General features: G+C 72.4%; 20 protein-coding genes. 5 read left to right on the plus strand and 15 right to left on the minus strand.

Annotation, left to right across the window (positions count from 1 at the left end):
* Window positions 1-128 precede the first annotated feature (128 nt).
* Window positions 129-410, minus strand: a complete 282-nt coding sequence (locus RI578_RS06150; protein ID WP_310870115.1) for a DUF6158 family protein — start codon at window positions 408-410, stop codon at window positions 129-131.
* Window positions 411-471: 61 nt separating this feature from the next.
* On the opposite strand from RI578_RS06150, the gene RI578_RS06155 reads away from it, so the two are divergent.
* Complete coding sequence (locus tag RI578_RS06155) at window positions 472-1,593, plus strand: Vms1/Ankzf1 family peptidyl-tRNA hydrolase (protein WP_310870116.1); 1,122 nt, start codon at window positions 472-474, stop codon at window positions 1,591-1,593.
* 23 nt (window positions 1,594-1,616) lie between these two features.
* On the opposite strand, the gene RI578_RS06160 is transcribed toward RI578_RS06155, so the two are convergent.
* Window positions 1,617-3,236, minus strand: coding sequence for an ATP-binding cassette domain-containing protein (locus tag RI578_RS06160; protein WP_310870117.1), 1,620 nt, complete (start codon window positions 3,234-3,236; stop codon window positions 1,617-1,619).
* A gap of 123 nt (window positions 3,237-3,359) precedes the next feature.
* On the opposite strand from RI578_RS06160, the gene RI578_RS06165 reads away from it, so the two are divergent.
* From RI578_RS06165 to RI578_RS06175, 3 genes are all read left to right on the plus strand, one after another.
* On the plus strand, window positions 3,360-4,865 hold the full coding sequence (locus RI578_RS06165; protein ID WP_310870118.1) for a phosphatase PAP2 family protein: 1,506 nt from the start codon (window positions 3,360-3,362) through the stop codon (window positions 4,863-4,865).
* Between the two features lie 89 nt (window positions 4,866-4,954).
* Window positions 4,955-5,776 (plus strand): class I SAM-dependent methyltransferase, encoded by an 822-nt coding sequence (locus RI578_RS06170; RefSeq protein WP_310870119.1) that lies wholly within the window; start codon window positions 4,955-4,957, stop codon window positions 5,774-5,776.
* A 53-nt stretch (window positions 5,777-5,829) separates the two neighbouring features.
* Window positions 5,830-6,000, plus strand: a complete 171-nt coding sequence (locus tag RI578_RS06175) for a hydrophobic protein (protein WP_121750045.1) — start codon at window positions 5,830-5,832, stop codon at window positions 5,998-6,000.
* 41 nt (window positions 6,001-6,041) lie between these two features.
* Here the strand turns inward: RI578_RS06175 and RI578_RS06180 are convergent, their stop codons facing one another.
* The 13 genes from RI578_RS06180 to RI578_RS06240 form a co-directional block, all read right to left on the minus strand.
* A complete protein-coding gene (locus RI578_RS06180; protein WP_310870120.1) occupies window positions 6,042-6,335 on the minus strand; it encodes a gas vesicle protein K in 294 nt (97 codons plus the stop codon).
* A 1-nt stretch (window position 6,336) separates the two neighbouring features.
* Window positions 6,337-6,519, minus strand: coding sequence for a gas vesicle protein (locus RI578_RS06185; protein WP_121750043.1), 183 nt, complete (start codon window positions 6,517-6,519; stop codon window positions 6,337-6,339).
* The gene (locus tag RI578_RS06190) at window positions 6,516-7,322 is read right to left on the minus strand and encodes a GvpL/GvpF family gas vesicle protein (RefSeq protein WP_310870121.1); all 807 of its coding nucleotides are present in this window, start codon (window positions 7,320-7,322) and stop codon (window positions 6,516-6,518) included. Before RI578_RS06190 ends, RI578_RS06185 begins: the two co-directional genes overlap by 4 nt.
* A complete protein-coding gene (locus tag RI578_RS06195) occupies window positions 7,319-7,645 on the minus strand; it encodes a gas vesicle protein (protein WP_121750042.1) in 327 nt (108 codons plus the stop codon). Before RI578_RS06195 ends, RI578_RS06190 begins: the two co-directional genes overlap by 4 nt.
* Window positions 7,642-8,811 carry an SRPBCC family protein gene (locus RI578_RS06200; RefSeq protein ID WP_310870122.1) on the minus strand — a complete coding sequence of 390 codons (1,170 nt, stop codon included), beginning with the start codon at window positions 8,809-8,811 and terminating at the stop codon, window positions 7,642-7,644. Before RI578_RS06200 ends, RI578_RS06195 begins: the two co-directional genes overlap by 4 nt.
* Entirely contained in the window at window positions 8,808-9,566 is a 759-nt protein-coding gene (locus tag RI578_RS06205; protein WP_310870123.1) for a DNA primase, read from the minus strand. The genes RI578_RS06200 and RI578_RS06205 overlap by 4 nt, the downstream gene beginning before the upstream one ends.
* Entirely contained in the window at window positions 9,563-9,826 is a 264-nt protein-coding gene (locus RI578_RS06210; protein WP_310870124.1) for a gas vesicle protein GvpG, read from the minus strand. The genes RI578_RS06205 and RI578_RS06210 overlap by 4 nt, the downstream gene beginning before the upstream one ends.
* 4 nt (window positions 9,827-9,830) lie before the next feature.
* Entirely contained in the window at window positions 9,831-10,604 is a 774-nt protein-coding gene (locus RI578_RS06215) for a GvpL/GvpF family gas vesicle protein (protein WP_310870125.1), read from the minus strand.
* Complete coding sequence (locus tag RI578_RS06220) at window positions 10,601-11,044, minus strand: gas vesicle structural protein GvpA (protein ID WP_310870126.1); 444 nt, start codon at window positions 11,042-11,044, stop codon at window positions 10,601-10,603. The genes RI578_RS06215 and RI578_RS06220 overlap by 4 nt, the downstream gene beginning before the upstream one ends.
* A gap of 88 nt (window positions 11,045-11,132) precedes the next feature.
* Window positions 11,133-11,513, minus strand: coding sequence for a gas vesicle protein (locus tag RI578_RS06225; protein WP_310870127.1), 381 nt, complete (start codon window positions 11,511-11,513; stop codon window positions 11,133-11,135).
* 100 nt (window positions 11,514-11,613) lie between these two features.
* Window positions 11,614-12,543 (minus strand): non-homologous end-joining DNA ligase, encoded by a 930-nt coding sequence (gene ligD / locus RI578_RS06230; protein ID WP_310870128.1) that lies wholly within the window; start codon window positions 12,541-12,543, stop codon window positions 11,614-11,616.
* Complete coding sequence (locus RI578_RS06235; protein ID WP_310870129.1) at window positions 12,540-14,387, minus strand: transketolase; 1,848 nt, start codon at window positions 14,385-14,387, stop codon at window positions 12,540-12,542. Before RI578_RS06235 ends, ligD begins: the two co-directional genes overlap by 4 nt.
* Window positions 14,384-16,543 (minus strand): FAD-dependent oxidoreductase, encoded by a 2,160-nt coding sequence (locus RI578_RS06240; protein ID WP_310870130.1) that lies wholly within the window; start codon window positions 16,541-16,543, stop codon window positions 14,384-14,386. The genes RI578_RS06235 and RI578_RS06240 overlap by 4 nt, the downstream gene beginning before the upstream one ends.
* 168 nt (window positions 16,544-16,711) lie before the next feature.
* On the opposite strand from RI578_RS06240, the gene RI578_RS06245 reads away from it, so the two are divergent.
* A complete protein-coding gene (locus RI578_RS06245) occupies window positions 16,712-17,674 on the plus strand; it encodes an LLM class F420-dependent oxidoreductase (protein ID WP_310875684.1) in 963 nt (320 codons plus the stop codon).
* Window positions 17,675-17,682 lie beyond the last annotated feature (8 nt).

The raw sequence follows: 17,682 nt of genomic DNA on the forward strand, positions 1-17,682 counted from the left end.
GCCTCTCGCCGGGCCCGGCTCGCCGGTGCGCCCCGATCGCGCCGGAGGGCCGGGCCACGCGTGTCCGGGGCTCACGTGTGTCCGGGGCCCACGCGTGCCCGGGGCCCACGCGTGCCCGGGCGGCGCGGTCAGCCGCCGGGGGTGGTGCCCTCCCCGCAGCCCCGTTCCCGGGCGCCCTCGCGGGTGCGGCCCGCGGCGACCGGGCGCCGGGGGTTGCGGCGCAGCCACTCGCCCTCCAGCTGCGCCATCCGGTCGTTGTGGGCCCGCAGCGCGTCGTTCGACCCGTACAGCAGGGTGTCGTGGCGCGTGCGGTGGATGGTCTCCAGCTCCTTCATGAGCTGTTGGTCGTCCAGGCGGCCGGGGTCCACGCCGCCGGTCGTGGTGTCGTCACGCGTGTCGTGTTCGTTCATGCGGTCCGGGTACCCGCCCCCGGAGCACTACCACCCCCGAGCGGCACCCCGGGAGGGAGCCATGGATCTCGCGTTTCTGCATCCCCTCTATGAGCATCAGGGGCCTTGGGCCTCCGTGTACGTCGATCTCTCCCGGCACACGGAGGACACCCCCCACGAACGTGAGCTGACGGCCGCCGCGGTGGCCCGGGAGCTGGCGGAGCAGGGCGCGGACGACGCGACCTGCCGGGCCGTGAAGGAGGCGGTGGAGGAGTTGCGCCACGCCACCGACCCCCACGGGCGGGCGCTGTTCGCGTGCGCCGGGCAGGTGGTCCTCGATCCGCCGCTGGCCAGGCCCCCGTACGGCGGGACCACCGCCGACTGGGCGCCGCTGCCGCACGTGGCACCGCTGCTGGACCTGGCCGGTGAGGACCCGGTGTGCGTGGTGGCCTACGTCGACCGCAAGGGCGCCGACTTCGAGCTGCGCAGTGCGCTGGGCAGCTCGGACGCGGGCGGCGTGACCGGCCGGCAGTGGCCGGTGCACCGCACGAGCACCGTCGACTGGTCCGAGCGCCACTTCCAGCTGCGGGTGGAGAACACCTGGGAGCACAACGCGGCGGAGATCGCGGACGCGCTCGCCGTGTGCCAGGAGGAGACGGGCGCCGATCTGCTGATCCTGGTGGGTGACGACCGGGAGCGGCGGTCCGTGCACGAGCGGCTCCCCAAGCGGCTGCAGGACCGGATCGCCGAGGCCTCGCGCGGCGCCGGCAGCAGGCTGCTGGACGACGAGGTGGAGGGCCTGCGGGAAGACCATGTGCGCTCGCGCGCGCGGGAGGACCTGGACCGTTTCCTGGCCGCCCGCACGCCGGACGGCGAGGGCCGGGCCGGTGCCGCGGAGGGCGTGCCCGCGCTGGTCGAGGCGGCCCGGGAGCACCGCATCGACGAGCTGCTGGTCATCCCGGACGCCCCCGACACCCACCGCGAGGTGTGGATCGGCGAGGACGCCGACCAGCTGGCGGTGCGCCGTACGGAGCTGAAGACGCTCGGCGAGCAGAACTCCTGGTCGGCCCGCGCGGACGACGCCCTGTTGCGCTCGGCGGTGATGACCGGCGCCCCCGCGATCTCGGTGACGCCGGCCCTGCCGTCCGAGGCGGCTCAGAAGGCGCCGGTGGGCGGCCTGGGGGCGCTGCTGCGCTGGAAGTGACCTCCGGGTGGTGCGGGTGGGCGTCAGCGGGCCCGCTCCACCCGCCGTTCGTCCCAGACCGGCTCCGTCGTCTCGCGGACGCGTCCGTCGCTGCCGAAGACGAGGTACCGGTCGAAGGAGCGGGCGAACCAGCGGTCGTGGGTGACCGCGAGGACCGTGCCCTCGAAGCCCTCCAGGCCCTCCTGGAGGGCTTCGGCCGATTCCAGGTCGAGGTTGTCGGTCGGCTCGTCGAGCAGCAGGGCGGTGACGCCCTGGAGTTCCAGCAGGAGGATCTGGAAGCGGGCCTGCTGGCCGCCGGAGAGCCGCTCGAAGGTCTGCTCGGCCTGCTGGGTCAGTTCGTAGCGGCGCAGCCTGGACATGGCGGCGCCTCGGTCCTGGGCGTGCTCGGTCCACAGGATGTCCAGGAGCGTGCGGCCCAGCAGCTCCGGGTGGGCGTGGGTCTGCGCGAAGTGTCCGGGCACCACGCGCGCCCCGAGCTTCCAGTTCCCGGTGTGGGCCACGTCGTCGCCGGCGAGCAGGCGCAGGAAGTGCGACTTGCCGGAGCCGTTGGAGCCGAGGACGGCGACCCGTTCGCCGTAGAAGACCTCCAGGTCGAAGGGTTTCATCAGGCCGGTGAGTTCCAGTTGCTCGCAGGTGACGGCGCGGACGCCGGTGCGGCCGCCCTTCAGGCGCATCCGGATGTCCTGCTCGCGCGGCGGCTCGGGCGGCGGACCGGCCTCCTCGAACTTGCGCAGCCGGGTCTGGGCGGCGGCGTAGCGGGAGGCCATGTCGTGGCTGACCGCGGCGGCCTGACGCAGTGTCAGCACCAGTTTCTTCAGTTGGGCGTGCTTCTCGTCCCAGCGGCGGCGCAGTTCCTCGAAGCGGGCGAAGCGCTCGCGCCGGGCGTCGTGGAAGGTGGCGAAGCCGCCGCCGTGCACCCAGGCGTCGGCGCCCGCGGGGCCGGGCTCCAGGGAGACGATCTTCTGGGCGGCGCGGGCGAGCAGTTCCCGGTCGTGGGAGACGAAGAGCACCGTCTTGCGGGTCTCCTTCAGCCGCTCCTCCAGCCAGCGCTTGCCGGGTACGTCGAGGTAGTTGTCCGGCTCGTCGAGCAGCAGCACCTCGTCGGTGCCGCGCAGCAGCGCCTCCAGCACCAGCCGCTTCTGCTCGCCGCCGGACAGGGTGCTCACCTGCCGCCACTGGGCCTTGTCGTACGGCACGCCCAGCGCGGCCGTGGTGCAGATGTCCCAGAGGGTCTCGGCCTCGTACCCCTGTGCCTCGGCCCAGTCGGCGAGCGCCTGCGCGTAGCGCATCTGGGCGGCCTCGTCGTCGACCGTCAGAATGCCGTGCTCGGCGGCGTCGACGGCGCGCGCGGCCTCGCGGATGCGGGGGGAGGCCACGGACACCAGCAGGTCGCGTACGGTCGTCTCGTCCCGGACGGAGCCCACGAACTGCCGCATCACTCCGAGGCCGCCGCCGACGGTGACCGTGCCACCGTGCGGTTTCAGCTCGCCGGACAGCAGGCGCAGCAGGGTGGTCTTGCCCGCTCCGTTGGGTCCGACGAGGGCCACGACGGCCCCCTCCCCCACCCGGAAGGACGCGTCGCCGAGGAGCGCCCTCCCGTCGGGGAGGTAGTACTCCAGGTGCGCGGCTTCTAGATGACCCATGGGACCGGATTGTGCGGCTCCGGGCACGCCCCGGGCAAACCGTTTTCGTCCTCCGCGGCCGGGGCTCGGGTACGTGGGGCGCGCCACCCGCAGGAAACGCGTTCCGCGGGGTAGGCGGGAGGCATGAGCCCCGACGTAGACCTCACCGCCCTGACGCCCGGCCCGCATCCGGTCCGCAACGGTTTCCTGCGGCTGGACCAGCGTGTGTTCGTGGCCGTCGCCGCCCGTACCTGGCCCGGCGCCGACCCCCTGCTGCCCCGGCTGAGCCGTAGCGCCAACCACGGGGTGCTGTGGTTCGCGGCGGGCGCCGCGCTGGCCGCGACCCGCACCCCGAGGGCTCGCCGTGCCGCCGCCCGGGGCCTCGCGTCGCTGAGCCTGGCCTCGCTGACGATCAACACCCTCGGCAAGCGGTCGGTCCGCCGCACCCGTCCCGTCCTCGACCCGGTGCCGCTGGTGCGGCAGCTGAAGCGGCAGCCGATCACGACGTCCTTCCCGTCGGGGCACGCCGCGTCGGCCGCCGCTTTCGCGACCGGCGTCGCGCTGGAGTCCCCGGCGTGGGGCGCGGCGGTGGCCCCGGTGGCCGCCGCGGTCGCCCTCTCCCGGGTCTACACCGGCGTCCACTACCCGAGCGACGTGGTGGCCGGTGCGGTGCTCGGGGCGGGGGCCGCGTTCGCCGTACGGGGCATGGTGCCGACGCGCGCCCAGCTCACCCCGCCGGCCCGGCCGCGCGCCGAGGTCCCGGCGCTGCCCGGTGGCGAGGGTCTCGTCATGGTGGCCAACATCGGCTCGGGCACCTCGGACCGGGTGCGGGCGCTGTGCGACGCGCTGCCCGACGCGGAGGTGGTGGAGTGCGAGCCGGAGGACGTCCGGGCGGAGCTGGAGAAGGCGGCGGAACACGCCCGGGTGCTCGGTGTGTGCGGCGGCGACGGCACCGTGAACGCCGCGGCCGAGATCGCGGTCCGCCACGGGCTGCCGCTCGCGGTGCTGCCCGGCGGCACGCTCAACCACTTCGCCTACGACCTCGGTGTGGAGGACGTGCGGGACCTGTGCCGGGCGCTGGAGCGGGGCGAGGGCGTGCGCGTGGACGTGGGCCGGTTCGCCTCCGGCGGGCAGCACGGTGTCTTCCTGAACACCTTCAGCCTCGGCGTCTACCCGGAACTGGTGCGCGAGCGGGAGCGCTGGTCTCCCCGGATCGGCGGCTGGCCGGCCGGGGTGGTCGCGGCCGTACGGGTGCTGCGCGCCGACCGGCACCCGCTGGAGGCCGAGGTACGCGGCCGCCGGCGCCCGCTGTGGATGCTGTTCGCGGGCAACGGCACGTACCACCGCAGGGGCATCGCCTCCGGCCGCCGCCTCGACATGGCGGACGGGCAGCTGGACGTGCGGGTGGTGCACGGCGGCCGGAGGCCGGCCCTGCGGCTGCTGTCCGCGGCCCTGGCCGGTCCGCTGACCCGCTCCCCCGCCCACGCGGCGGTGCAGGTGAGCCGGCTGCGCCTGTCCGGGGTCGCGCCGGGCACGCTGATGGCCTTCGACGGCGAACTGACGGAGACGGAGGGCGACCTGACGCTCGAGAAGCTGCCCGAGGCGCTCACGGTGTACCGCCCGCTGCCCGGGGACGGGCTCCTTTCCTGACGACTCGTCAGTCCACATCATAAAACGTGGGTCTCACCATTCGGCCGGTGCGCGTACGGTGATCACATCGTCGGGAGAGGGGACCCACCTTGTCGAAGCCGCAGGAAACCGCCGTATACACGCACGGACACCACGAGTCCGTGCTCCGCTCGCACACCTGGCGCACCGCCGCCAACTCCGCCGCCTATCTGCTCGGCTCACTGAAGCCCCACATGCGGATCCTGGACATCGGCTGCGGTCCGGGCACCATCACCGCGGACCTGGCGGAACTGGTCCCGGACGGGCACGTCACCGGCGTGGACCGGGCGCCGGAGATCGTCGAGCGGGCCCGGGCCACGGCAGCCGAACGCGGCCTCGCCAACACCGACTTCGCGGTCGCGGACGTGCACGCGCTGGACTACCCGGACGACACGTTCTGCGTCGTCCACGCCCACCAGGTCCTCCAGCACGTGGGCGACCCGATGCAGGCCCTGCGCGAGATGAGGCGGGTGGCGCGGCCGAACGGGGTCATCGCCGTCCGCGACTCGGACTACGGCGCCATGACCTGGTACCCCGCATCCCCGGGCATGGACGACTGGCTGGACCTGTACCACCGGGTGGCCCGCGCCAACGGTGGCGAGCCGGACGCCGGACGCCGGCTGAAGGCCTGGGCGCTCGAGGCCGGGTTCACCGACATCACGGCGACCTCGGCCACCTGGACCTTCGCCACACCCGAGGAGCGCCGGTGGTGGAGCGGCCTGTGGGCGGACCGCACCGTGGCGTCCGCGTACGCCGAGCGCGCCACCGAGGGTGGCCATGCGACGACGGAGCGGTTGGGGGCCGTCTCGGCCGCCTGGCGGGAGTGGGGCGAGCGGCCGGAGAGCTGGTTCAGCGTCCTGCACGGGGAGATTCTGTGCCGAAAGGAAGCCTGACGGGCGCCTGATCGGTGAAATTCGGGAAACCAGTACGACAGGAGGTCCACATCATGGTTCCACTTCTGATCGTGCTGCTTCTCGCAATCATTCTTTTCGGCGCCGGATTCGCCGTGAAGATTCTCTGGTGGATTGCCTTGGCAGTCCTGGTCCTGTGGCTGCTGGGATTCCTGGCCCGCGGGACGAAGGCCGGCGGCGGCAGGAGCCGCTGGTACAGGTGGTGAACCCATGCACTGCGAGTGATGAGGCTGCTGCCCCGGAAGGTTCACTCCCGGGGCAGTAGCGGTCCCAGCGGCCCGAGGTCCAGATTCAGGTCCTCGGGCCGCAGGCCGTAGCGGTCGCGCAGTTCGGTCATGCGGTCGTCGAGGAGCATCAGGGTGAGCCCGATCCGCTCCTCCTGGTCCTCGCTCAGGTCGCCCTCGTCGACGCGGCGCAGTGCCTGGCGCTCCATGAGCTGGCGCAGCAGCTCGACAACGGTCAGCACCAGCTTGATCAGATCGCGCTCGACCGTGTCGGGGTCGAGGTCGAGGCGCTTGCGGGGCTCAGGATGTTCACTCACGTCAATCCCCGAACGGCGACGGAACATTGTGGTTGACCGAGCTGATCAGCGCGTTCAGGTCGATGCGGACCAGGTCGACGTCCGCGATGCGCAGCGTGACGTCACCGGTGATGACGACTCCCCCGGCCAGCAGCCGGTCGAGCAGGTCCACCAGGGCGATCTCACGGCGCTCGACGACGGTCATGATCCCTCCCCCGTGCTTTCTCCGCCGTCCCCTCGTTCACCGGCTTCTTCACCGGCGAAGGAATAGGCCGCCCACGGCCCGGTGAGTTCCACGCGGATTCCGGGGGCGTCGTCCTTCGTCCCGTCCACCATTTCCACGAATTCCTCGGACACGTCGCGCCGTACCAAATAGGCGGCGTTGAGAACGTTCCGCCCGGCGGCACCGGAAAGGCCGGGGTTCTGCGGCGCGTGCAGCCGCGCGTCGTCGGCCCGGGAGGACAGCGTTTCGTGCAGTCGGGTCGCGAACTCCTCGGCCCTGCTCCACAGGTCGTCGTTGGCCCGGGTCTGCTGGCGCCGCTGCCGCAGGTAGTCCCGGCCCGAGGCGGGCTTCGGGGCGGGCTGCGCCGGCTCGGCGGCCCGCTCGGGCTCCGCCTCGACGTACACCTTGACGCCCCATTCCACGCGCCCGTCCAGCCGGTCGAGCGTGCGCCGGAAGGCCTCCTCGCGCTCCTCCATCATCACGCGTACGCCGCTGTCGTCCCGGAAGACGGTGGCCAGCCGGAGCGGCAGCGGGGTGGTGACGGCGGTGAGCGCGTCGATGACCTGCTGGTGGGCGCGGGCGGTCCCGGCGAGCCAGTCCAGGTCCTCCAGGTGGCCGCGCAGCGCTTCCTCGGAGAAGTCGCCCTCCGGCACATGGCTGACCACCGCGACCAGGTCGCCGTGGGTCAGCAGCCGGGGCGGGTCTCCCGCCACCCCGGTCAGCTGGGACTGGAGTGCCGCGCCGAACGGGCGGCAGACGGCGTAGACGTACCGCAGTCCGGTCACGGCGCCTCCCTCGGTACGCGGCCCGGATCCAGTTCGCGCAGGCGTTCGCGCAGCTCGGCGTTCTCCCGGGTCAGTTCGTCGCGCCGGGCGCGCGAGGAGAGCGCGGGGTCGCTCTCCCACCAGTCGATGCCCATTTCCTTGGCCTTGTCGACGGACGCGACGACGAGCCGCAGCTTGATGGTGAGCAGCTCTATGTCGAGCAGGTTGATCTTGATGTCGCCCGCGATGACGACTCCCTTGTCGAGCACCCGCTCCAGGATGTCGGCGAGATTGGCGCTCTGTCCCTGGCCATAGGGATCGGGCAGCCGGCTGGGTGTGGTCATCGACGACTCCCGCTGTCGGCGTCCTCGTACTCGTCACGGGACGCGTACTCGTCCTCGCCGGCTTCTTTGTCCTCCTCGTACTCGCCCTCGGGCTCCTCTTCGTACTGCTCCTCGGGCTCGCCCTCGGCCCCTTCCTCGGGCTCTTCCTCGTACTCGGCGTCCGCTTCGCCCTCCTCCTCGGCGTACGGCGCCTCCTCCTCGTCCTCGTAGCCCTCTGCGGCCTCTTCGCCTTCTTCGCCCTCTTCGCCCTCGGGCTCCTGGTCCTGGTCCTCCTGCTCCTGTTCCTGCTCCTCCGCGAGGGCGTCCTCGTGGCTGCGGACGACCTCGCCGTCGCGGATCTCGCCGCGCCAGCCGTCGTCCGCCTCGCCCTTGAGGGTGATATGGCGGACGTAGTTCTTCAGGTCGAGGCGGGCCCGGCGGCCCTGGGCGCGCCAGATGTTGCCGGTCTTCTCGAACAGGCCCTTGGGGTAGTACTCGATGACGAGGATCACGCGGGTGAGACTGTCGGCGAGCTTGTGGAAGCTGACGACACCCTTCGTGGTGCCCTTGGCACCCTCCGACGTCCAGGTGATCCGGTCGTCGGGCACCTGCTCGGTGGTCTTCGCCTTCCAGCTGCGGTTGGACCAGAAGACCTTCAGCTGCCAGTCGGACGAGGTGTCGTCGGCGCGGTTCGCGCTCTTGACGCCCTTGGCGAAGGTGCTGAAGTCCTGGTACTGGGTCCACTGGTCGTAGGCCGTGCGCACCGGCACGCCGACATCGACGTACTCGATGATGACGGTCGGCTTCTGGCCGCCGCCGCCCTTCTTCCTGCCCTTGCCGCCGGTGAGGTTCCTGAAGGCGCCGACCACGTTGTCCTTCACCTTGCCGGCGCCGACCTCGAACGCGGCCCGCATCGGGCCCTTGCCCTCGGCGAGCTTGCGTCCGCCGTCGAGGGCGAGCTTGCCGAATCCGGGGCTGTTGCCCTCGGCGATGTCGTTCAGCTTGCCGGTGGTCTCGCCGAGCTTGGTGCCGACGCCGGTCAGCAGCCGCGTGACCTGGGCGGCGAGGTACTCCTGCACCTCCGCCTTGAGGCGGTCGGCCGCCTCGCTCTGGGCCACGTCGGCGATCGGGTTCTTCTTCGCGGCCTTGCCCGCCGTGGACGCCGCGGAACCGAGCGTGTCGGTCATCGCTCACCACCACCCTTCGACTGCCGGCTCCCGGCACCGCGGGCGGCGCTCCTGGCGCCGGCCGTCTTCTTGCCGGCCGCCTTCTTGGCGGGCTGCGCCCGCTTCGCCGCAGCCTTCTTCGCGGGTGCCTTGGCCGCCGCCTTCTTCGCGGGCGCGGGCGCCTTCCTGGCCGCCTTGCGCGGCTCGGGCGGTGCCTTCTTCGCCGCCCGCTCGCGCCGCGGCTCGCGCCGCCGCTCGGGCTCCTCCTCGTGCTCGTCGTCGGGCTGCCCGTCCGCCGGCTCGTCCTCGTAGCGGTCGTCGTCGTACTCCGCACGCTCCTCCGAGTCCTCCGAGGCCTCGGAGTCGCGGGAGTCGTCCCTGTCCTCGGCGGACTCGGAAGACTCGGAAGACTCGGAGGAGTCGGAGGAGTCGGAGCCGACGCCGGGCGCCTGGGACGCCACGCCGGAGAGCTGGTCGCGGACCTGGGCGGTGCGACCGTGCAGCCGGTCGGCGAGCGCGTCGATCTGCCGCTCGACCATGGCGCCCGAGGCCGCCTTGCCCACGCCCCGAAGGTCGGTGCGCAGCTGGTCCCCCATCTCCTTGAACTGCGGGTTGTTCTGCAGCTGGGAGGAGACGAGCTCGGCGATGCCCTTCGGCGTCAGGTTCATCTTCTTGCCGGCCACCATGGTGCCCACGGCGACGGCGAGTTTCAGTTTCTTGGTGCGTCCCAGCAGATATCCGGCCCCTACCGCGAGGCCCAGTCCCACTCGATTCATGGTGCCGTCCCGTTGCCCAATCCCGCGCTCGTGCGCGTAGCGATCTCCAGCCGGTCCAGAAGGTCGTCCTCCTGTCGGTCGAACTCCTCCTCGGAGATCTCACCGGCCTCCAACTGCTCCTCCAGACGGGCCAGTTCGGCTCTGATCGTGGCCGGGTCGTAGTAGATCCGCTCGGCCTCGCTCAACACCTGTCTGATGGCCCAGCCGGCGCCGCGCACCGGGGCGAGCGGCAGCAGCAGAACCTCCGAGATCAGTCCCATCTCGTCACCCCGCTCCGGCGTCGGCCCCACCGGCCGCGGTGCCCGCCGGCTCGGCCGGGCCGGGCTCGACGAAGCTGTATGGCGGCAGGGGCCCGTTCACACGCACCTCCAGGTGCGGCATGTCCCCGCGGGCCCGTTCCACGGCGGCGAGGAACTCCTCGGCAGAGTCCTGCTTCACCAGGAACGAGACGTTGGCCAGCCACCCGGTGGACTCGGGGCCCACACTCACGGCGTCGGCGACCGGTTCCAGGGCGCGCTCCAGCACGACGGCGTCCTCGGCCTCCTTGCCCTGGATCGCGGCCGCGACCATCTCACCGAGCTGGATCTTGCTCTCGTAGCTGCCGCCACCCGACTGCCGGTTGGACTCGGCCAGGGCCCGGATCTCCGGGTTCTCGGCCATCACGTGGTGCAGCACGGCCTCTTCGACGTGGTTGGCCTTGACGTTGTACTCGACCCGGCCGTCCAGCGCCCCGAGGCGCTCCTTGTAGTGCTCGGCCCGCTCGGCGAGCACGGCGGTGACCGCGCTGTCGTCCGGGGCCACGCTGCCGAACCGCATGGGCAGCACACAGCCGCCCGCGCCCGCCTCGCTGAGCACGCTCTGGTGGGCGAGCAGCTCCCTGCGCTTGGGGCGCAGTCCCTCGGGCGCGTCGCTGACGACGGCCGCCAGGCCACCCGCCTCGATGACGCGCACCTCGCGCGGTGGTTCACCGACGCCGGCCAGTCCCTCGGGGAGCGAGGGGTGGGAGCCGGCGGTGATGCCGTAGACGTACGTACTCACTCCTGCTCCTCCTTCCGGCGCGAGGGCGCGGCCTTGCGGGCACGCGGACGCGACGCGGTCTCGCGCTCGCGCTCGGAGCCGTCATCGTCGCGGGCCTGCTTGAAGGCGTCGGATATGGTCTCGGCGGCACCGGACAGCGCCCCCTTGGACTTGCCCTTGGCGCCGGACTCGGTCACCTTGCCGACCAGGTCGGGCAGGCCCGGGTCCTTGCGCGGTCCGGCCTCCAGGTCGAGCCGGTTGCACGCTTCGGCGAAGCGCAGATAGGTGTCGACGCTTGCGACGACGATACGTACGTCGATCTTCAGGATCTCGATGCCGACCAGGGAGACGCGGACGAATGCGTCGATGACGAGCCCCCTGTCCAGAACAAGCTCGAGTACGTCGTAAAGGCCGCTGCTGCCGCCTCCACCGCCGGACTGTTGTGCCGGTACGACAGTCATGCCTGGCGTTCCTCCGTGTCTTGTCGTCTTGCCGTCTTGTCGTCTTGTCGCGGGTGTGCGTGCGTCGAGTCGGTCCGCGACGGGCCGCCTAGCGGCCTCCGGACCCGCGGGCGTCGGCCCGGCCGCGCTCGTAGCGCCTGACTCGCCGGTAGCCCGTGAGCTGCCCCTCGGCGTCGAGCTCCACCTGGTAGCTCCCCATCAGGCTCATCGTGTCGGGCACGCGCTCGAGCTCGAGGACCTCGACCTCCAGCGCCCAGCCCTCCTCCGTCTGCTCGAAGGACGACACCGTCTCCGCGGTCATTCCGGTGAGCTCCGCGAGCTGGGCGCGCGCCTCGCGCAGCACCTCCATCGGCCGGGGCCGACGCGACTCCTGTGAGTCCTGCGACTCTTGGGTCTTCTGTGGTTTTCGTGTTCCGCGTGAACTCTGTTGTGAGCCTTGTGATTCGGACGTGTTGTTCGTGTTCGACATGGCCACCTCCCCTCCCGTGTGGCCGCAAGTGTGTTCGCCAAACCTCCACGGGCACGTGCATGTGCCACCCGCCGACGCCCCCGCCCGGCCCCGGGCCGGCTCAGCCGCGCAGCGCGTTCAGCCGCCGCCGAGCAGGCCCCAGGGCCCGGGCGCGGCTCATGACCCCGGCCCACGGCTGGGTGCGCGCCTGGTCGACGGCGTCCGCGATCGTCCAGCGGCGGGCGTGCAGCGCGGGGTCGTCCAGCTGGTCCCAGGAGATGGGGGTGGCCACGGGCGCGCCGGGCAGGGCGCGGACGGTGAAGGGGGCTACGGCGGTCTGCGCGTAGGCGTTGCGCTGGATGTCGAGGTAGAGCCGGTCGCCGCGGTCCTTCTTGCGGGCGGCGGTGGTGAGCCGGTCGGGATGGGCGGCGGCCAGGGCCTCGGCGACGTCCCGGGCGAACTCCCGTACGTCGTCGAAGCCCTGACGGCCGTTCAGCGGCACGACGATGTGCAGTCCCCGCGACCCGGTGGTCATGAGGGCCGAGGGCAGCTTCAGCTCGTCGAGCAGCCCGCCCAGCAGCCTGGCCGCCTCCCGTACCGCCTCGAAGTCGTCACCGGCCGGGTCGAGATCGAAGACCATCCGGTCCGGCCGGTCCACCTGCCCGGCCCGGGACAGCCAGCGGTGCAGGGTGAGCGCGGCCTGGTCGGCGAGGTAGAGGAGGGTGGCGGAGTCGTCGCAGACGGTGTGGCAGACGGTGCCGCCCTCCTTGCCCACCTCGACGCGGCTGATCCAGTCCGGGTAGTGCTCCGGAGTGTTCTTCTGCATGAACCGCGGCCCGTCGACGCCGTCCGGGTGCCGCTCCAGCATCAGCGGGCGGCCCCGCAGGTGCGGCAGCATGAACGGGGCGACGGCACGGTGGTAGTCGACCAGATCACCCTTGGTGTACTCCTGGGCGCCTCCTGCGCCCTCATGGAACAGCACCTTGTCCGGCCGGTGAACCTCCACGGTGTGCCGGCCGGCCCGGACGGTCCGCGCGGCGCCACCGCTCACGGGACGATCGCCTGCTCCACCAGCATCCGTACGGCGGCCTCGATGGACTCGGCGTCGATCCCCGCGGCGTGCAGCTCCTCGGCCGGGGTCGCGGAACCCGGCATCGTGCCGACGGCGAGCCGGACCAGGCGGGGCACGGGCCGTCCGTCGCTGAACGCGTCGAGGACGGCGTCGCCGATGCCGCCCTCCTGGCGGTGGTCCTCCACGGTCACCAGGCAGCCGGTGTCCTCGGCGGCCTCGCGCAGGGTGGCCCGGTCGACGGGCTTGACCGAGTACAGGTCGATCACCCGGACCGGGATGCCGTCCTCGCCGAGGGCGTCGGCCGCGGCGAGCGCCTCGTGCAGGGTGACGCCGGCCGCGACGACGGTCAGCCGGTCGCGGCCGGAGGAGCGCGGCACCTTGCTGCCGCCGACGGGGAACTCCTCGTCGGGGCTGTAGATCACCTTGCTCTCGCCGCGCGAGGTGCGCAGGTAGCGGATGCCCTCCAGGCCGGCCATCTCGGCGACGAGGCGGGCGGTCTGGTTGGCGTCGCACGGGTAGAGCACGGTCGAGCCGTGGATGGCCCGCATCATCGCGAGGTCCTCCAGACCCATCTGGCTGGGCCCGTCCTGGCCGATCGCGACGCCCGCGTGGGAGCCGACGAGGTTGATGCCGGAGCCGCTGACGGCCGCCATGCGCACGAAGTCGTGGGCGCGGGTCAGGAAGGCGGCGAAGGTGGTGGCGTACGGCACCCAGCCGCGTGCCGCCATGCCCACCGCGGTGGCGACCATCTGCTGCTCGGCGATGTAGCACTCGAAGTAGCGCTCGGGGTGTTCCTTGGCGAAGAACTCGGCGCGCGTGGAGTCGCCGACCTCGCCGTCGAGGGCGACGACGTCGCCGCGGGCGGTGCCGAGGGCGGCGAGCGCCTCTCCGAAGGCGTTGCGGGTGGCGACCTCGTCGCCCTTGTCGTAGCGGGGCAGCTCGGTCTGTCCGGTGCCGGCCGAGTGCAGTGCCCGCGCGGACGGCGGCTCCTGTACCCGGACGGTGAGGTCGCGCGGCCCGCCGAGTTCAGCGATCGCCTCCTCGGCCTCCGGCAGCGGCTTGCCGTGCTGGCCCTCGCGGTCCTCCACGGCCTCGACGCCCTTGCCCTTGAGGGTGCGCGCGATGATCGCGGTGGGCTGGCCCTTGGTGGACAGGGCCTCGCCGTAGGCGCGGTCGATGGCGTCGACGTCGTGGCCGTCGATCTCGATGGTGTGCCATTCGAAGGCCCGGAAACGGCGCGCGTACGCGTCGAGGTCGTGACCGTGCCGGGTCTGGCCTCGCTGGCCGAGCCGGTTGACGTCGACGATCACGGTGAGGTTGTCGAGGTGCTCGTACCCGGCGTGTTCGGCGGCCTCCCACACCGACCCCTCGGCCATCTCGCTGTCGCCGCACAGCACCCACACCCGGTAGTCGGCGTGGTCCAGCCGCTTGCCGGACAACGCGATGCCGACGCCGACGGGCAGCCCCTGGCCCAGCGACCCGGTGGCCGTCTCGACCCACGGCAGCCGCTGCGGGGTCGGGTGCCCCTCCAGGCGGCTGCCCAGCTTGCGGAAGGTCAGCAGCTCCTCGTCGTCGATGGCGCCGGCCGCCTTGTAGGCGGAGTAGAGGAGGGGCGAGGCGTGTCCCTTGGAGAGGACGAAGCGGTCGTTGCCGGGGTGGGCGGGGCGCTCGAAGTCGTAGCGGAGGTGGTTGGCGAGGAGTACGGCCATCAGGTCCGCGGCGGACATCGAGGACGTCGGGTGTCCGGAGCCCGCGGCGGCGGACGTCCGTACGCTGTCGACGCGCAGCTGCTGTCCGAGGTCGACGAGTTCACCGGTGTTCATGAGTCTCCTTCTGCGGCGCGGCCGTCGGAACGTTTGACGGGGCCGGGGGCGATGTCGGGTCCGGGCGGTGGCTGGTCCGCCGGGGGTTCTGGGCCGGGGTCACCGGGCGCACCGGCGGACCGGGCGGGCGCCGAACCGGCGGGCCGGGGCTTGCCGGGCGCCGCTCCCGGCCGCCGTGGCGCGGTGGGCGACTTGGCCGAGGACGGCTTCGCGGGCGCGTTGGCCGAGGGCGGCTTCGCGGGCGCGGCGGTGGACGGCGGCTTCGCGGGCGCACGGGCGGGACGCGACTTGCCGGAGGCCCCGGCCGGGCGGCCACCCTTGGCCGGTTCAGCCCCGGGTTGGTTCTTGGCGGGCTCACCGCCGGGCTGGCTCTTGGCCGGCTCACCACCCGGCTGGTTCTTGGCGGGCTCACCACCCGGCTGGTTCTTGGCCGGCTCACCACCCGGCTGGTTCTTGGCCGGCTCACCACCCGGCTGGCTCTTGGCCGGCTCACCACCCGGCTGATTCCTGGCCGGCTCACCACCCGGCTGGCTCTTGGCCGGCTCACCACCCGGCTGATTCCTGGCCGGCTCACCACCCGGCTGGCTCTTGGCCGGCTCACCACCCGGCTGATTCCTGGCCGGCTCACCACCCGGCTGGCTCTTGGCCGGCTCACCACCCGGCTGATTCCTGGCCGGCTCACCACCCGGCTGGCTCTTGGTCGCCTCGGCGGCAGGCGTGCCCGTCGTCGGCTTGGTGTCGGTGGGCTCGGGACTCGACCGGTGGCCGTCCGCGGACTCGGGGGCGTCCTGGCGCCCCGGGTCGTCTCCGGCCGCCGCGCCCTCCTTCTTCCGTGTCCCGGCGCTCCCCGTGCCGCCCGGCACCCGTGCCACCTCCGGCGACGCCGACTCCAGCGGCACGGACCAGGACCGTACGAGGCCCAACTGGACGGCCTGACGGGGCAGTACCGCGTCGAGCAGCCAGTCCGCGGCGACCCGGACCCGGTTGCCGGGCATCGCCGCCAGGTGGTAGCCCCGGGTGACCGCGCCCGCCGCCGGGCCGGACATCGGCAGGCCGAGCGGGTTGGCGGCGGCCTTCGCGCCGCCGAGGTCGACGACGAACCCCATGTCACGGTGGCGGTAGACCCGCCGTTCCCCGATGCCGAGCGACGCGGCGACGTTCTGGGCGCAGACCTTGCCGTGCCGCCAGGCGTGCTGCGCGGTCATCGGCGTGTACTGGCCCGGCTCGTGCAGGTCGGGCACCGCGGCCACGTCACCGCACGCGAACAGCTCGGGCCGCCCCGGCACCTGGAGGTGCGGGTCGACGAGCAGCCGGCCGCGTTCCATGGGCAGCCCGAGGGACTCCACCAGGGGGTCCGGCCGCACGCCCACGCACCACACCAGCGTGCGCGTGTCCACACTCGTACCGTCGGTCAGCAGGACCCCGTCGTGCGTGGCCTCCTTCACGGAGGTCCCCATCCGCACGTCGACGCCCCGCTGCCGCAGTACCCGCTCGGCGGTGCGGGAGAGCCGTTCGTCCATCTCGGGCAGTACCCGGGGCGCCACGTCCAGCAGCATCCAGCGGGGCCGCATGCCGGTGCGCATCGGATGCTTGCGGACCTGCGCGTCGGTGTACATCTGGCCGTGCGCGGCGACCTCGGTGCCGGTGTACCCGGCGCCGACCACGACGAAGGTGCACCGGGCGGCGCACTCCTCGCGGTCGCCGGCGGCGGCGGCCAGTTCCACCTGCCGCGTCACGTGATCGCGCAGGTACAGCGCCTCCGGCAGCCCGCGGAAGCCGTGGGCGTGCTCGGCGACGCCGGGAATGGGCAGCAGCTTGTTGACGCTGCCCGCGGCGAGTACCAGCCGGTCGAAGTGCAGGGTGCCCTCGCCGCCCTCCGGGTCGGAGTAGTGCACGGTGTGCCCGTCGAGGTCGATCCCGTCGGCCTCGCCGAGCACCAGCCGGACGCGCGGCAGGGTGCCCGAGAGGGACACGCTGACCCGGCGCGGTTCCAGGATTCCGGCGGCGACCTGGGGCAGCAGGGGCAGATAGAGGAAGTAGTCGGTCGGGTTGAGCAGGGTGATGTCGGCCTGGTGCCGGGTGAGCCGGGACAGGGTGCGGGCCGTCCGGTACCCGGCGAAGCCGGCACCGACGATCACGATGCGGGGTCGGCTCACGGTTCGCCTCCGGGCTGTCGCGTACCTCGTGAGCCTTCCGCGTCCCCCTGGCCAGGGCACCCAAACGTGCGCCGGGCCCGTGCGACGCCCCGCACCGCCGGTTTCCGGCCGGGCGCCCGGGTACCCGGGCCGGGACCCACCCGCCCCATGTCCCGGAGGCAATCCCTCATGCCCGAGTACGGCTATTTCCTCTCGTGCGAGCAGTACGGTCCGGCGGAACTCATCGAACAGGCGCGGATGGCCGAGCAGGCCGGATTCCAGGCGCTGTGGATCTCGGACCACTACCACCCCTGGAACGACGAGCAGGGGCAGAGCCCGTTCGTGTGGTCGGTGATCGGCGCGCTGTCGGACGCGGTGTCGCTGCCCATCGAGACGGCGGTGACCTGCCCGACCGTGCGTATCCACCCGGCGGTGGTGGCGCAGGCCGCCGCGACCAGCGCGGTGATGACGGACGGCCGTTTCCGGCTCGGCGTCGGCACCGGCGAGGCGCTCAACGAGCACATCCTGGGTGACGCCTGGCCGGCCGCGCACGTACGCCTGGAGATGCTGGAGGAGGCCATCCTGATCATGCGCCGGCTGTTCACCGGCGAGGAGGTCAACCACCATGGCACGCACTACACGGTGGAGAACGCCCGCCTGTACACCGTCCCGGACGAGCCCGTCCCGATCGACATCTCCGGTTTCGGCCCGGCGGCGACCAAACTGGCGTCCCGGGTCGGCGACGGCTACATCACGATGATGCCGGACACCTCGATGGTGGAGCAGTACCGCAAGGGCGGGGGCGGCGGAAAGCTGGTCAGCGGGGGCACCAAGGTCTGCTACGACACCGACCGGGACGAGGCGGTACGGACCGTGCACCGGCTGTGGGCCAACGAGCAACTGCCGGGCGAGCTGGGCCAGGTGCTGCCTTCGCCGAAACACTTCGAGCAGGCGCAGACCCTGGTCACCGAGGACATGGTCCGGGACAGCCGGGTGTGCGGCGACGACGTGGACGAGCACGTCGCGGAGCTGAAGGAGTTCGCCGACGCCGGCTTCGACCGCGTCTACGTCAACCAGATCGGCCCCGACCTGCGCGGCTTCTTCGACTTCTATCGCACGAAGGTGCTGCCGCAGCTCCAACGGGGCGCCTGACCCGGCCT

Origin of the sequence: Streptomyces sp. BB1-1-1, from assembly GCF_031597775.1 — a bacterium.
Classification (GTDB): Bacteria; Actinomycetota; Actinomycetes; order Streptomycetales; family Streptomycetaceae; genus Streptomyces; species Streptomyces thinghirensis.